This is a genomic window from Ruegeria sp. C12 (assembly GCF_056537745.1).
In genome coordinates, this window is sequence record NZ_JBQFSA010000006.1 from 106,719 (window position 1) to 121,282 (window position 14,564).

The 14,564-nt window shown below is 58.5% G+C and carries 11 protein-coding genes; 6 read left to right on the plus strand and 5 right to left on the minus strand.

Annotation, left to right across the window (positions count from 1 at the left end; genetic code table 11):
- Positions 1 to 77 precede the first annotated feature (77 nt).
- The 5 genes from ACR0C9_RS13035 to ACR0C9_RS13055 all read right to left on the minus strand — a co-directional run bounded on the left by ACR0C9_RS13035 (position 78) and on the right by ACR0C9_RS13055 (position 7,429).
- A complete protein-coding gene (locus tag ACR0C9_RS13035) occupies positions 78 to 1,244 on the minus strand; it encodes a glycosyltransferase (protein ID WP_480626700.1) in 1,167 nt (388 codons plus the stop codon).
- 267 nt (positions 1,245 to 1,511) lie between these two features.
- Positions 1,512 to 2,921, minus strand: a complete 1,410-nt coding sequence (locus ACR0C9_RS13040) for a GDSL-type esterase/lipase family protein (RefSeq protein WP_480781190.1) — start codon at positions 2,919 to 2,921, stop codon at positions 1,512 to 1,514.
- A gap of 201 nt (positions 2,922 to 3,122) precedes the next feature.
- Positions 3,123 to 5,336, minus strand: coding sequence for an NADP-dependent isocitrate dehydrogenase (locus ACR0C9_RS13045; RefSeq protein ID WP_480781191.1), 2,214 nt, complete (start codon positions 5,334 to 5,336; stop codon positions 3,123 to 3,125).
- A 231-nt stretch (positions 5,337 to 5,567) separates the two neighbouring features.
- Complete coding sequence (locus ACR0C9_RS13050) at positions 5,568 to 6,626, minus strand: ABC transporter ATP-binding protein (RefSeq protein ID WP_480781192.1); 1,059 nt, start codon at positions 6,624 to 6,626, stop codon at positions 5,568 to 5,570.
- Positions 6,623 to 7,429, minus strand: a complete 807-nt coding sequence (locus ACR0C9_RS13055) for an IclR family transcriptional regulator (RefSeq protein WP_480781193.1) — start codon at positions 7,427 to 7,429, stop codon at positions 6,623 to 6,625. The genes ACR0C9_RS13050 and ACR0C9_RS13055 overlap by 4 nt, the downstream gene beginning before the upstream one ends.
- Positions 7,430 to 7,571: 142 nt before the next feature.
- On the opposite strand from ACR0C9_RS13055, the gene ACR0C9_RS13060 reads away from it, so the two are divergent.
- The 6 genes from ACR0C9_RS13060 (at position 7,572) to ACR0C9_RS13085 (ending at position 14,562) form a co-directional block, all read left to right on the plus strand.
- A complete protein-coding gene (locus ACR0C9_RS13060; RefSeq protein ID WP_170453788.1) occupies positions 7,572 to 8,831 on the plus strand; it encodes an ABC transporter substrate-binding protein in 1,260 nt (419 codons plus the stop codon).
- A gap of 89 nt (positions 8,832 to 8,920) precedes the next feature.
- The gene (locus tag ACR0C9_RS13065) at positions 8,921 to 9,847 is read left to right on the plus strand and encodes a carbohydrate ABC transporter permease (protein WP_170736103.1); all 927 of its coding nucleotides are present in this window, start codon (positions 8,921 to 8,923) and stop codon (positions 9,845 to 9,847) included.
- A gap of 1 nt (position 9,848) precedes the next feature.
- Complete coding sequence (locus ACR0C9_RS13070; RefSeq protein ID WP_170453790.1) at positions 9,849 to 10,697, plus strand: carbohydrate ABC transporter permease; 849 nt, start codon at positions 9,849 to 9,851, stop codon at positions 10,695 to 10,697.
- 22 nt (positions 10,698 to 10,719) lie between these two features.
- On the plus strand, positions 10,720 to 12,060 hold the full coding sequence (gene melA, locus ACR0C9_RS13075) for an alpha-glucosidase/alpha-galactosidase (RefSeq protein WP_170453791.1): 1,341 nt from the start codon (positions 10,720 to 10,722) through the stop codon (positions 12,058 to 12,060).
- 25 nt (positions 12,061 to 12,085) lie between these two features.
- On the plus strand, positions 12,086 to 13,795 hold the full coding sequence (locus tag ACR0C9_RS13080; protein WP_170453792.1) for an IlvD/Edd family dehydratase: 1,710 nt from the start codon (positions 12,086 to 12,088) through the stop codon (positions 13,793 to 13,795).
- Complete coding sequence (locus ACR0C9_RS13085) at positions 13,795 to 14,562, plus strand: SDR family oxidoreductase (RefSeq protein WP_170453793.1); 768 nt, start codon at positions 13,795 to 13,797, stop codon at positions 14,560 to 14,562. Before ACR0C9_RS13080 ends, ACR0C9_RS13085 begins: the two co-directional genes overlap by 1 nt.
- Positions 14,563 to 14,564 lie beyond the last annotated feature (2 nt).

A 14,564-nucleotide genomic window follows, 5' to 3' on the forward strand; every position in this document is an offset into this window, starting at 1 on the left:
ACTCACTCTTAAAACTTCCGGGGCTCGAACGTGCATTTGCCGAATAACCGAGCCCGCCAGCCTGAGTTCACAGAAACCTAGGCAGACTTCGACAAACCACTATTGCTCGACGCCTTAACATACATCGCCTTAAGATAGGCATCCTCGTGCAACTGTATATACCTCTCGGCAGAAAATTCCGACTTAATTCTTTCACGGGCCAGTTGGCCCAATTCCGCGCGCTTGCCCGGCCCCGCATCCAGAAGTTGCGCCACGGCCCCGGACTGAGCGTCCGGATCAGCCGGTGGAACGACAAGCCCGGAGTTGCCGACAAGAAAGCCGCTGTCACCCACATCCGTTACGACGCAGGGAACCTGGCATGCCATTGCCTCGGCCACCGCCAGTGGGAAGGCTTCGCCCCAGGCTGAAGACAGCAGAAAAATATCGAGGCCCGGCACCAGTTTTTCCACATCGGGTCGGCCTTCGAATGCGCTGACCCTGTCGCTAATGCCCAAAGCACTGGCCTCGGCCACCGCAGGGCTTGTCGTGGTGCCCTGCCCAAAGATTACCGCATGCACATCGTAGCCCGATTCAAGCAGCTTTGCCGTTGCCCTGACCATCGAAACATGATCCTTCATCGGATGGCTGCGGGCAAAATTGCCGACAAAAAACCGGTCGTCGTTTACGCCGCACAGATCCTCAAGCCGCTTGCGCGCCGCATCGTCCGGGCGAAACACATTGGTGTCGATCGCATTGGGGATAAGCGCCGAATTCGCGCCCGAGAACCCAATAGCCTCGTGCTGTTTGCGCGATACGTCCGAACAATAGGTAATCTGCCCGGCAAAGCCTGACAGTTTGGCCAGCGCGCGTATCAGAATGCGGTTTGAGCGTTTCTCGTTCTGAATGTCCTGCAAGGAATGGTGCACCGCCCAGACAAGGCCGGGTTTCGAAGTGATGCGCCCGGCAATTGCCGCCCAGGCTGCCATGCATCCGTGATACATCCATCCATGCACGACGTCCGGAGCGTGTTCCTTGACTGCGCGCCGCAGGTTCACCAGCGAGCCCGGCGTCACCTGCCCTTCCCGCAAATTCAGCGAAGTGACATTGACCCCCAAAGAGCGGATCGGCTCTGCAATAACGCCGTCACCCATCAACGAGACCACCGAATGATCGCGGGCGTCAGATCCCAACGCCGCTAAATATCTTTGCAACATAATTTGGGCACCCCCAACATTGGTGCCCGTAATCACATGAACAACTTTCATTAAAAATACCTGCTACAAATCAAACAACGGAACAATGATGTAGTTCACAATTCTAAAGAATGAGCCTGCGAAGTCTTGGATTGCCACTGGTTTGTGACGGAAAGTGCGGTTTCCAGATTATTGTTGAAGGAATAGCTTCAATCATTTCGAATCTACTTTGATCGTCAGCTTCACCTATTTGAACTCACATCGGCTATAAATTGACAATTAATTACAAATACTTAAAGCGTTATGTGCGCTTCCATAAGCAGCACCGTCACCAACGGCTCAGTTCATAAACCCCCTTTGTTGCAATCCTGCTGCGATGGCCTCGGCCGCCAGCGACGCCCCGGCCGGGCTGAAATGCGCGTCTGACGCGTACAAATCCTTGGGCCTGGGATGCGCTTCAAACTGATCTGTCAGGTCGATCACCGCCAGCCCAACCTCGTCGGCGGCGCTTTGAACCAAGTCTCTGAGCGGGTCGTGCAGGAAGTCCTGCGAAATCAAACCACTAAAACGGTCGACCGGGGGCACGAAGACGATAACAAGCTCGCCCCCCCATTGCGCCACTATGTCCTCAGCGAGGCTGAGAATATCCTTGTACTCGGGTTGTGGCGCGACCGCCTGCGGGTAGTGAAGCCCCAACAGCTTGGCCGTTTTTTGCAAGGCGAGGAAGTTTCGAACAACACGTCTGGATTGGAAATAGTGGCTCAGGGACAAGTCCATGCTGCCCCACTGTTGATCAATCTGATCTGTCAGCGTTGCAATCTGCTGATCCGATTTGGCGACAGGCCCGAAATCCACCCCGTCTTCCAGAGCTTGTGCAAGCCACGGCATTGTCAGTTCGCGGTTCAGGTTTCGCCAGTCATTGCCTGCAAAGAACACCATTATCGTCAAATCCGGCTCAAAGGCCGGGCCATAGCGCCCCAAGACCGCCAGTTCGAACAAGGGCCCGGCGCTGCGGTGCCCCAGATTCAACAAGTTGGGGGAATAGGCGCGCAACTGGTCCGCAAGGTGTTCACCGTCTTGCAGGCAGAACCCCTCAACAAACGAGTCCCCCAGCACCAAAACCTCAATGTCGCCATCATAGACAGAGTCGGGATTCCGGAACCCTAACCTGTCGGGCTCATACGTGACCGGCTGGCCATCCAGCGAACACAGAAACATCTGGTTCTTGGGCTGCGGTGCCAAAACCGCCTTGCTCAACTGTTTCAGTTCGACTGCGTTATTGACGCTTTTCAACGTCGCAGCGGGCGGCAGGTTTTGCAGATACGGTGCCAGATCAACATCGTCCTTCACAATGCCGACCGACCCCAATTCGCCTTGTAGAGATTTGACGCTGATATAGCCTTCGAACAGAAATAGCGTCGCCAACAAGGTGGACATGCAAATCCCGACCATCAGCCGTGTGTCGCGTCGTGTGAACACTGCAGCAAGCACCAAAAACAGGCCCAATGCAGCCGGAATCAGAACATAGCGCAGCAACCGCGCGGTGCCGGCGGCGTATTCGGCGAAGTTGACCAGAGCGTAAGCCGCCGTGGCAAAAAAGTACAAAGCCGGGATCAAGCACAGAATCCGGCCTAACCGTTCGCCACGCCCAACGCTGTCCAAATGATTGCTCCCGTTCATGTAGAAACTCTGCCCTTGGCCCAGCGACCGAGGCGCATGGGCGTTAAGTCTCTGATAATCTGCACGCATTCCTGAAATGCAAGACAAGTCGTTCAAGCTTTTTCAACGGCTGCGTGAGTGTTGCCAAACTGAACCTTGAGTTGTGCTTTTTCCTTAAACCTTAATTAATTTGGAAACGAAAAACAAAGGGCAGGCCGATAAAGGCCCGCCCTTTTTGGTTTTGCTCGATCAGTGACCGGGCCGAAGCACGGTTATCCGGTCGGCTTTGGTTTAGCCTATGATCGCGTTGAGTGTTGCGCTGGGGCGCATCACCGCAGCGGTTTTTGTCGGATCGGTATGGTAGTAACCGCCCAGGTCAGCCGCTGCACCTTGCGCGCTGGCCAATTCGCTAAGGATTTGCTCTTCCTTCGCTGCCAGGTCTGCCGCGACGGGTGCGAACTCTGCCGCCAGTTCCGCATCGTCCGACTGCGCGGACAGTGCTTCGGCCCAGTAGCGCGCGAACCAATAGTGGCTGTCGCGGTTGTCGGGCTGGCCGACCTTGCGGCTGGGCGAGCGGTTGTTGTCCAGAATGCCCTGCGTCGCGGCCTCGGCTGCGGCACCCAGTACACCCGCCTTGGCGTTGCCCTTGTTGTCGGCCAGGAAGTTCAGGGATTCACCCAGCGCGCAGAACTCACCCATCGAATCCCAGCGCAGGTGGTTTTCCTCAACCAGCTGCTGCACGTGTTTCGGGGCCGAACCCCCCGCGCCGGTTTCGAACAGACCGCCGCCATTCATCAGCTTGACGATGGACAGCATCTTGGCCGAGGTGCCCAGTTCCAGGATCGGGAACAGGTCGGTCAGGTAGTCGCGCAGCACGTTGCCGGTGATGGCAATCGAGTCATTGCCTGCCGTGATGGTTTCCAACGACTGGCGGGTCGCCTCGCGCGGGGCCATGATCTGGAACTTGTCCGCTACGCCTGCAGCTTCCAGCACTGGTGTCACGTATTTGATCAGCTCGGCGTCATGGGCGCGGTTGGCGTCCAGCCAGAAAATCGCCTCGGACCCCGTCAGGCGCTGACGATCCATCGCCAGTTGGATCCAGTTCTCGATGGGGGCCTTCTTGACGGTGCAGGACCGCCAGATGTCGCCCTGTTCGACCTCATGCGAATGCAGCGTCTCGCCATTGGCCAGAACGATGCGGATGGTGCCATCAGCAGGGGCCTGGAATGTGGTCGGGTGCGAGCCATATTCCTCGGCCTTCTGTGCCATCAGGCCGACGTTTGCGACCGCACCGGCAGTGGCCGGGTTCAGCGCGCCGTTGGTTTTGAAGAACTTGATGGATTCATCATAAACCGGCGCATAGCAGCGGTCGGGGATCACGCAGTTGGTGTCGCCCTTGGCACCGGTCTCGTCCCAGCCCTTGCCGCCCGCGCGGATCACGGCGGGCATCGAGGCGTCGATGATCACATCCGAGGGCACGTGCAGGTTGGTGATGCCTTTGTCGCTGTCGACCATATACATGGACGGACGGTCGCCCTTGATCGCGTCAATGGCCGCCATGATGTCGGCATTGTCCTGAACACGCTCAAGCAGGTCGCCAAGGCCTGAGTTCGGGTTCACGCCCAGTGCGTCCAGCTCGGCACCGAATTTCTCGAACACCGGGGCCAACCACGCTTTGACCGCATAGCCAAAGATGATCGGGTCGCTGACCTTCATCATCGTGGCCTTCATGTGCAGCGAGAACATAGTGCCGTCTGTCTTGGTGTCCTCGATCGCGTCCGCCAGGAACGCAGACAGCGCCTTGACCGACATGAAAGTTGCGTCGGCAACGGTGCCCGTCGCAAGCGGCCAGCCGTCTTTCAGAACGGTCACGCTGCCATCCTTGCCGACAAATTCGATCTTCGCATCACCGGCTTGTGCCGCAGTAATGGTCGCCGATTTCTCGTTTGCGTAGAAATCGTTACCCGGCATGGACGACACTTTGGTTTTGCTGTCCGAGGACCACTCACCCATCGAATGCGGGTTCTTCTGGGCATAGTTCTTCACCGCCCGCGCCGCGCGGCGGTCGCTGTTGCCTTCGCGCAGAACCGGGTTTACGGCCGAGCCTTTGATCGCGTCATAGCGCGCGCGGATCGCCTTTTCCTCGTCGGTCGAGGGTTCTTCGGGGTAGTTCGGAATGTCATAGCCCTGCGATTGCAGTTCCTCGATGGCCGCCACAAGCTGGGGTACCGATGCCGAGATGTTCGGCAGCTTGATCACGTTCGCATCCGGTGTCTTCACCAACTCACCCAGAGCGGCCAAATCATCGGTGATGCGCTGCGCGTCTGTCAGGTCTTCCGGGAAGGTTGCCAGAATACGGCCTGCCAGCGAAATATCCTTAGTGCCAACACTGACACCCGCCGCCGAGGCGAACTTGCGAATGATGGGCAGAAACGACGCGCTGGCCAGTTCGGGCGCTTCGTCTACAATGGTATACAATATGTCGAAGTTCGATTTATCTGCCATATTCTTTTACCTTTTTTAAGCCTTTCGGGGCGTGCGATCCAAGAGTTGGGGCCACATCAGCGTGGCGCGGTAGGGGCAGACCAATGCTATCGCCCCTGGGTGACTCTGTTTTGACAGGGCCTCCCATAAATGAGGTTTGGATTGGAATCAATCACCCAAGGGCGCGCGTTTTGCCACGGGTGGCAGGATCAGGTCGCGAAGGATGTCGGATGCAAGCGACGGGCCCGCCGCTTAGCGAAACCGCTGACCTGTCTCGGGATCAAACACCATCGCACGCTCGGGCTGGACCGAGATGCCGATGCGCTCGCCCGTTGTGCTGCGTTGGTCGTCGCGTTCCTCGACGATCAGTTTGTCGCCATTGGGTGTCAGCAGATAGGAATATGACACCCCACCCAGCGCTTCGGTCAGATCAACCGTGCAGGTTTCGGCAGAGCGGTCGATCTGGATGTGTTCGGGGCGCATGCCCAAGGTTACCTTCGACAGACCAGCAGGAACCGAGGCTGAAACCGGCAAGGGCTGGCTAAGTGCGGGGTGCGTGACATGGCCGTCGGCATAGTCGCAGTCCAGGAAGTTCATTGCGGGCGAGCCAATGAAACCGGCAACAAAGCGGTTATCAGGATCGCGGTACAGGTCCATGGGGGCACCCACCTGCTCAATCCGGCCATCGCGCAGCACGACGATCTTGTCCGCCATTGTCATCGCCTCGACCTGATCGTGGGTTACGTAGATCATCGTCGCGCCGATTTCCTGATGTAGACGGGCGATTTCGACCCGCATTTCGACCCGCAATTCGGCGTCGAGGTTCGACAGCGGTTCGTCAAACAGAAACACCTCGGGGCCGCGCACGATTGCACGACCGATGGCAACGCGCTGACGCTGCCCGCCGGACAGGGCCTTGGGCTTGCGTTTCAGGTATTGATCCAGCTTCAGGATGTTCGAGGCGTCTTGAACCTTCTTGTCGATCTCACCCTTGGCCACGCCGTTCATGCGCAGCCCAAAGCCCATATTCTCGGCCACTGTCATATGCGGATAGAGCGCGTAGGTCTGAAACACCATTGCCACGCCGCGCTTGGCTGGGTCCATATGGGTCACCTCGCGCGCGCCGATATGGATTTGGCCTTCGGACGTCTCTTCAAGCCCCGCGATCATCCGCAGCAGCGTGGACTTGCCACAGCCCGAGGGGCCGACGAACACGCAGAATTCGCCATCTTCGATCTGCAGATCAATGCCGTGAATGACCTGAGTCTGGCCATACCGTTTGATCGCCTGGTTCAGAGTTACACCTGTCATGTCCCTTGCATCCTATCGCTATAGGCATCCCGGCGGGTTTCGGGGAACCGCCACGCCTGCGCCTCGGCCCCGATCTGTTCGGCCACGCGCCGAACCCGGGGAACCCAGGCTTCCAATTGCTCAAAATTCATTCGATCTGTTGAACCGGTCACGGAAATCGCACCCAGCATTCGCCCGCCCGAGGTCAGAATCGGGCAAGCGATACAGATAATGCCGGGCTCGTGTTCTTCGTCATCCACGGCGAAACCGCGCTGGCGGATCAGGTCTAGATCGGCCCGCAGCGCCTGCTCGGACGCAAGCGTTTTGTCCGTGAAACGGTGGTAGCTTTGCTGCGACACCGCCTTGTTCAAAGCGTCTTCATCCAGAAAGGCCATCATCGCCTTGCCGACGCCCGTGCAATAGGCCGGGCCGACTTTGCCGGCTTGCGAATACATCTCGACCGGCTGCGCCGCGTTGCGCTTGTCGACATACAGGACCTGACTGGAATCAAGCTGCGCCAGATGCACCGTCTCGCCCGTTTCCTGGCTGAGCGCATCCAGAAAAGGGCGCGCAATCGGGGCCAGAGAGCTTTGGGTCCAGGCGGTATGTGCCAACCGCACCAGCCGCAAACCGGGGGTATATGTCTGACGCTCGGGCTCATACGACAGCATGCCTTGATTGGTCAGGGTTTGCAGAAACCGATACAGTGTCGCCTTGGGAAAGGTGCTGCGGTCCAGCAATTCCGCAAACCGCACGGGGCGCCCGAACGACGCCACCTGATCCAGCACATCACATGCTTTGCCTATTGTTCCGTCACCTGCCACGGGTGCCTGTTCTCCTCCGTTTGACCGCCGCCATTCTCATCAGGGTCTTGACAAGACTAGCCGAGTCGATGTGTAGTTTTCAATATATAAAACTAGGTTTCAATATTTGGAACTACAAAATGGAAGCTTAAGGGAGGAAACCATGCATTCCATGTTCAAGCGCACTGCGGCTGCTTTGGCGGCCAGTGTGGCACTTGCCGCGCCTGTTGCGGCCGAGTTGACCGGTGAACTGCGAATCTTCCTCGATACATCGAACCCGGCGCCGCGCGCGACGATGGAAGCGATGATCGAGCGGTTCGGAGAGCAGCACCCGGGGCTGGAGATCGAGACCACCGTGATCGACCGCGAGGCTTACAAGACCCAGATCCGCAACTTCCTGACGGCGGATACGCCTGATGTGGCCACCTGGTACGCGGCCAACCGGATGAAACCTTATGTCGAGGCGGGGCTTTTCGAAGATGTTTCCGACCTGTGGGCCGAGCCTGAGATTGCCGACAACCTCGCCTCGACCAAGGGCGCGATGACCATCGACGGCAAACAGTGGGGCGTGCCCTATACCTACTACCAGTGGGGCGTTTACTATCGCAAAGACATCTTTGATGAACTGGGCCTGACCGAGCCGACCACCTGGGAAGAAGAACTGGCCAACTGCCAGAAGATCGTCGATTCCGGTCGTGCCTGCTATACCATCGGCACCAAGTTCCTGTGGACCGCCGGTGGCTGGTTCGACTACCTGAACATGCGCACCAACGGTTTCGACTTCCACAACCAGCTCGCCAATGGCGAAATCAGCTGGGAGGACGACCGGGTCAAGCAGACCTTCGCCAACTGGAAGCAGCTGATCGATATGGGTGCGTTCATCGACAACCACCAGACCTATAGCTGGCAAGAGGCCCTGCCCTTCATGGTCAATGGCGAGGCCACGGCCTATCTGATGGGCAACTTTGCTGTCGCCCCGCTGCGTGAGGCTGGCCTGACCGATGACCAGTTGGACTTCTACCAGTTCGTCGCCATCAACCCCGATGTCGAACTGGCCGAAGACGCGCCGACCGACACGTTCCACATCCCTGCCAATGCCTCGAACAAGGAAGCCGCGCGCGAATTCCTGCGCTTTGCGGTTTCTGCGGATGAGCAGACCGAGATCAACAACGGTGCAAACCTCGGGCAGCTGCCGGTGAACGCACAGTCTGCTGTGGATGATGACAAGTTCCTGCAGCAGGGCTTTACCATGCTGTCGTCGAACAGCCCGGGCGGCGTTGCCCAGTTCTGGGATCGTGACGCGCCTGCCGAAATGGCAAAGGTGTCGATGGAAGGCTTCCAGGAATTCATGGTCAAGCCGGACAATGCTGATCGTATCCTGGCCAAGCTGGAGCGCGCACGTCAGCGCATCTACGACAACTAAACGGACAGGGCCGGGCTGAAGCCCGGCCTACGCCAAACTGCAAATGTAAGGCGGGCTTCATCCCGCCACCCCTCAGCCGGAATGCCGCCATGACCATTGCCGCAGACGCCCCAGAACAGGAAAGCTGGTTCCACCGCAACCAACAGCGCATCGCGCCGTGGCTGTTTCTGGCCCCGGGTCTGCTGTTCTTTATGGTCTATGTGATCATCCCGGTTTTCCAGTCCTTCAACCTGTCGCTTTATGAATGGGACGGGCTGGGGGCTGCGGAATATGTGGGCTTCCGCAACTACGAGGACCTTTACTGGGAATGGGTTGACCGGGATGCGTTCTATATCTCGCTGAAAAACAACCTGATCTGGCTGCTCCTTTACTTGCTGGCCATCCCGGCGGGCCTGTTCATTGCGCTGTTCCTGAACCAAACAGTCTGGGGCATCCGCCTGTATAAATCGTTGTTCTTCTTCCCCTTCGTGATTTCTCAGGTCGTTGTCGGCCTCGTTTTCACATGGTTCTATGATCCGACCTTTGGTCTGCTGAACGAGTTTCTTGGCTTCTTTGGCATGGGCCCGCTCAACGTGCTGGGCGATGAGAGGTTCGTCACCTACGGCATCATCTTCGCGGGCCTTTGGCCGCAGACCGCGTACTGCATGATCCTCTACCTGACCGGCCTGAACGCCGTGGACCCCGAACAGATCGAGGCCGGACGGCTGGACGGTGCAAAGGGCGGGCGGATGCTATGGCACATCATCCTGCCGCAACTGCGCCCGGCCACCTTTATTGCCTTCGTCGTCACCATCATCGGCGCACTGCGGTCGTTCGACCTGATTTCGATCATGACCCAAGGGGGGCCGTTCGGGTCGTCCCGCGTGCTGGCCTATTATATGTTCGAGGTCGCCCTGTCCGAATACGGCTTCCGCATGGGATACGGCGCTGCCATCGCGGTGATCCTGTTCCTGATCATGCTCTGCTTCATCGCCTACTTCCTGTGGTCGATGTATCGCGAAGAAAAGGGGCACTGAGATGTTTCCCAAACCCATCGAAAAACAACCCCGCGCGGCGCAGATCACCTATCAGGCCATGTTGCCGGTCGCCCTTCTGTTGTGGCTTGGCCCTCTGCTGGCGGTCGCCTTGTTCTCGGTCAAACCCGCTGCGGATTTTACCAATGCGAACTACTGGGGCATGCCGTCCAGCTTTGAGGGCGCGTTCAACTACGGGCAGGTCTTCTTCAACTCGGACATGCCGCGCTATCTGATGAACTCTTTCCTGATCACCATCCCAACGGTGATCGGATGTGTCGCGCTTAGCTGCATGACCGGGTTCGCGCTGGGGATATACAAGTTCAAATCGAACCTCTGGATCTTCTTCATGTTTGTCGCGGGCAATTTCGTGCCGTTCCAGATTCTGATGGTTCCCGTACGCGACCTGACGCTGGAATTAGGTCTCTACAACACCAAAACCGGGCTGGTCTTGTTCCACATCGCCTTCCAGACCGGATTCTGTACCCTGTTCATGCGCAATTTCATCCGCGCCCTGCCTTTTGAACTGATCGAGGCTGCGCGGGTCGAGGGTATCAGCGAATGGCGCATCTTCTGGTACGTGGTTCTGCCACTGATGAAGCCCGCGATCGCGGCGCTCAGCGTGCTAATTTTCACCTTTATCTGGAACGACTATTTTTGGGCCGTGGTCCTGACCCAGGGTGCCGAAAGCCAGCCTGTCACCGCAGGTATCACCAGTTTCAACGCGCAATTCCGCGCCGCCTATCAATTGATGAGTGCCGGTTCCATCGTCGCGGCTCTGCCGCCGGTGGCCATGTTCTTCCTGATGCAGAAACACTTCATCGCGGGCCTGACCCTCGGTGCCGTAAAATAACGTCAAACCAAAGGTTTGCAAAATGACCAAAATCGCCTTTGTCGGAGCGGGCTCAACGATCTTCATGCAGAACATCGTGGGCGACGCGCTGCTGACCCCTGCGCTGGCCGACAGCCACTTTGCGCTGATGGATATCAATCCCGAACGTCTGGCAGAAAGCGAAGCGGTGGCCCGCGCCATGATCCGCTCGGTCGGTTCGGGCGCAACCGTTTCAACGCATATTGACCGCCGCGCCGCGCTGGACGGGGCCGACTTTGTCATAACCGCCTTCCAGATCGGCGGGTATGAGCCCTGCACGGTCACCGATTTCGAGATTCCTAAACAATACGGCCTGCGCCAGACCATTGCCGACACGCTGGGAGTCGGTGGCATCATGCGCGGGCTCCGCACGGTTCCAGTTCTGTGGGACGTGGCGCGAGATATGATGCAGCTTTGCCCCAACGCGACGCTGCTGCAATACGTCAATCCGATGGCGATCAACACATGGGCGCTGGCGGAACAATTCTCGGCGCTGAAACAGGTGGGCCTGTGCCACTCGGTCCAGAACACGGTCGAGGAACTGGCCCATGATCTGGACCTGCCTAAGGACGAATTCCGCTACAAGGTTGCGGGCGTCAATCACGTCGCTTTTTTCCTGAAACTGGAACATCAAGGCCGCGACCTTTACCCCGCGCTGCGGCAAGGCTATGCCAGCGGTCGCCTGCCCAAACCGCCATTGCTGATGCCGCGTTGTCCCAACAAGGTGCGTTATGAGGTTATGGACCATCTTGGCTATTTCTGCACCGAAAGCTCGGAACATCTGGCCGAATACGTTCCGTGGTTCATCAAGGACGGGCGCTCGGATCTGATCGAGCAATTCTCGATCCCGCTGGACGAATACCCCACCCGCTGCATTGAACAGGTCGCCAACTGGAAAGAGCAGGCCAAGACGCTGACCGATGGCCGTGACATCACTGTCACCCGCAGCCATGAATTCGCCGCCGATCTCATGAACGCTATCGTCACCGACACGCCCTATGTGGCTTATGGCAACCTGCCCAACACTGGCCAAATCCCGCAACTGCCCCTTGGCGCTGCGGTCGAGACCCCCTGTCTGGTGGACAGCAACGGGGTGCAGCCTTCGGTCGTGACCGATATCCCACCCCAACTGATCGCGCTGATGCGGACGCAGATCAATGTGCAGGAACTAACGGTGCGCGCTTTGGTCGAGCAGAACCCGGAATATATCTATCATGCTGCCATGATGGACCCCCACACCGCTGCCGAGTTGGACCTGCGCCAGATCCGAAACTTAGTTGACGATCTACTGATTGCGCATACCGACTGGCTGCCGGACTGGTGCAAACCCGCCAAGGCCGCCTGACCCCAAGAGTAGAAGGCTGACAAGAATGACAAAGAAACGCCGCTCAGCGCATTGGTACGGAAAGCTCGACAAGGATGGGTTCATCCACAGGTCCTGGATGAAGAACCAGGGCTTCCCCGATCACGCCTTTGACGGGCGGCCCATCATCGGCATCTGCAACACCTGGTCCGAACTTACCCCCTGCAACTCAGGCCTGCGCGATCTGGCCGAGGGCGTCAAACGCGGCGTGTGGGAGGCCGGAGGGTTTCCGGTGGAATTCCCCGTCATGTCGCTGGGCGAAACCCAAATGAAACCCACCGCCATGCTGTTCCGCAACCTGCTGGCCATGGATGTCGAGGAATCGATCCGTGCCTATGGCATCGACGGCGTCGTGCTGCTGGGCGGGTGTGACAAGACCACGCCGGGGCAGTTGATGGGCGCTGCGTCAGTCGATCTGCCGTCGATCGTGGTCAGTTCCGGCCCAATGCTAAACGGCAAGTATCGCGGGCAGGATATCGGTTCGGGCACCGACGTTTGGAAATTCTCCGAGGCCGTGCGCGCCGGAGAGATGACGCTGCAGGACTTCATGAACGCCGAATCTGGTATGTCGCGCAGCGCAGGGGTTTGCATGACCATGGGCACGGCTAGCACCATGGCCTCTCTGGTCGAGGCGATGGGCATGTCCCTGCCCACCAATGCCGCCCTGCCTGCCGTTGACGCCCGCCGCATGGCGCTGGCGCATCTGACCGGCAAGCGGATTGTCGAGATGGTGGATGAAGACCTCAAACCATCCGACATTCTGAGCAAAGAGGCGTTTGAGAATGCCATCCTCGCCAACGCCGCCGTAGGTGGGTCGACCAACGCGGTGGTTCACCTTCTCGCGTTGGCGGGTCGGGTGGGCGTGGACCTGACGTTGAAAGACTTTGAGATCGGTTCCGAAATCCCCCTGCTGGTCAATTGTATGCCTTCGGGCAAGTACCTGATGGAGGATTTCTGTTATGCAGGCGGCGTGCCGGTGGTTCTGAACGAACTCAAGCCCTTCCTGCGCCCGGCAAAAACGGTGCTGAACAAGGATATCTCGGCCCATTACGAAGGGGCTGAATGTTTCAACAATGACGTGATCCGACCCTTCAATGGTCCGGTGAAACCCGCCGCTGGCCTACGCGTGCTGCGGGGCAATCTGGCACCGAACGGGGCCATCGTGAAGCCTTCGGCGGCCACAGATGCCTTGCTGGAAACCGAAGCCGAGGCTTACGTTTTTGAGAATATCGAAGACCTCAAAGCCAATATCGACCGTGATGACCTGCCGGTGACGTCTGAGACCATTCTGGTGCTCAAAGGCTGCGGCCCCAAGGGTTATCCGGGCATGCCCGAGGTCGGCAATATGCCGATCCCTGCCAAGCTGGTGAAAGAAGGCGTGCGCGACATGATCCGCATTTCCGACGCGCGCATGTCGGGGACCGCCTATGGCACTGTCATTCTGCATGTCAGCCCCGAGGCGCAGGCGGGCGGTACTCTGGCGTTGGTCAAAACCGGCGACCGCATCCGCGTTTCGGCCAGTAAGGGCGAGTTGGAACTTCTGGTCGATGAAAAGGAACTGGACGCCCGCCGCGCGGCATGGCAACCGGACGACCCGCACTACACCCGCGGCTATGCAAAACTCTATATCGACCACGTGCTGCAAGCCGATCAGGGCGCAGACCTTGATTTCCTTGTCGGCAAAGATACCCGCCTTGTGACCAGAGAGAGCCATTGATGACCCAACCCGCCACATTCCATGACCTGAACGGGGCGTCTGTCTATATCACCGGCGGCGGCTCGGGCGTCGGTGCAGCCCTAACGGATGGGTTCCTGGCGCAAGGGGCAAACGTTGCCTTCATCGGCCGCTCGGACGCCAGCGCTTTTGTCGAAGAAATGCGTGATAAACACGGTCGCACCCCGCTGTTCATGCAGGGCGACATGACCGACACCGAATTGTTGCACGCCACCATGCAAAAAGCCGCCGAGGCGCATGGACCCCTGAATGTGCTGATCAACAACGCGGCCAATGACAAACGCCACTCGCTGGAAGAAACCACCACCGAGTTCTGGGACTGGATGATCGAGGTCAACCTCAAGGCCTATTACTTCGCCTGTCAGGAAGCCGCGCGACAAATGCAGGATAAGGGCGGTGCCATCGTCAATTTCAGCTCGATCAGTTACATGATGGGCAATGCGGGCTATCCGATCTACACGACCTCGAATGCTGGGATCACCGGCATGACGCGGTCCTTGGCGCGCGAATTGGGGCCGCAGAACATCCGAGTGAACGCCTTGGCCCCGGGCTGGGTGCTGACGCAGAAACAACTGGATATGTGGGCCACGCCCGAAGATCTGGCCGCCCATATGGATCGCCAATGCCTGAAAGAACACCTGACGCCCGAGGACATGATCGCACCGACCCTGTTTCTGGCGTCTCAGGCCAGCCGCGCCATGACCGGGCAGTGCATGGCCGTTGACGGCGGCGTAGTGGTATCGGGGTGACG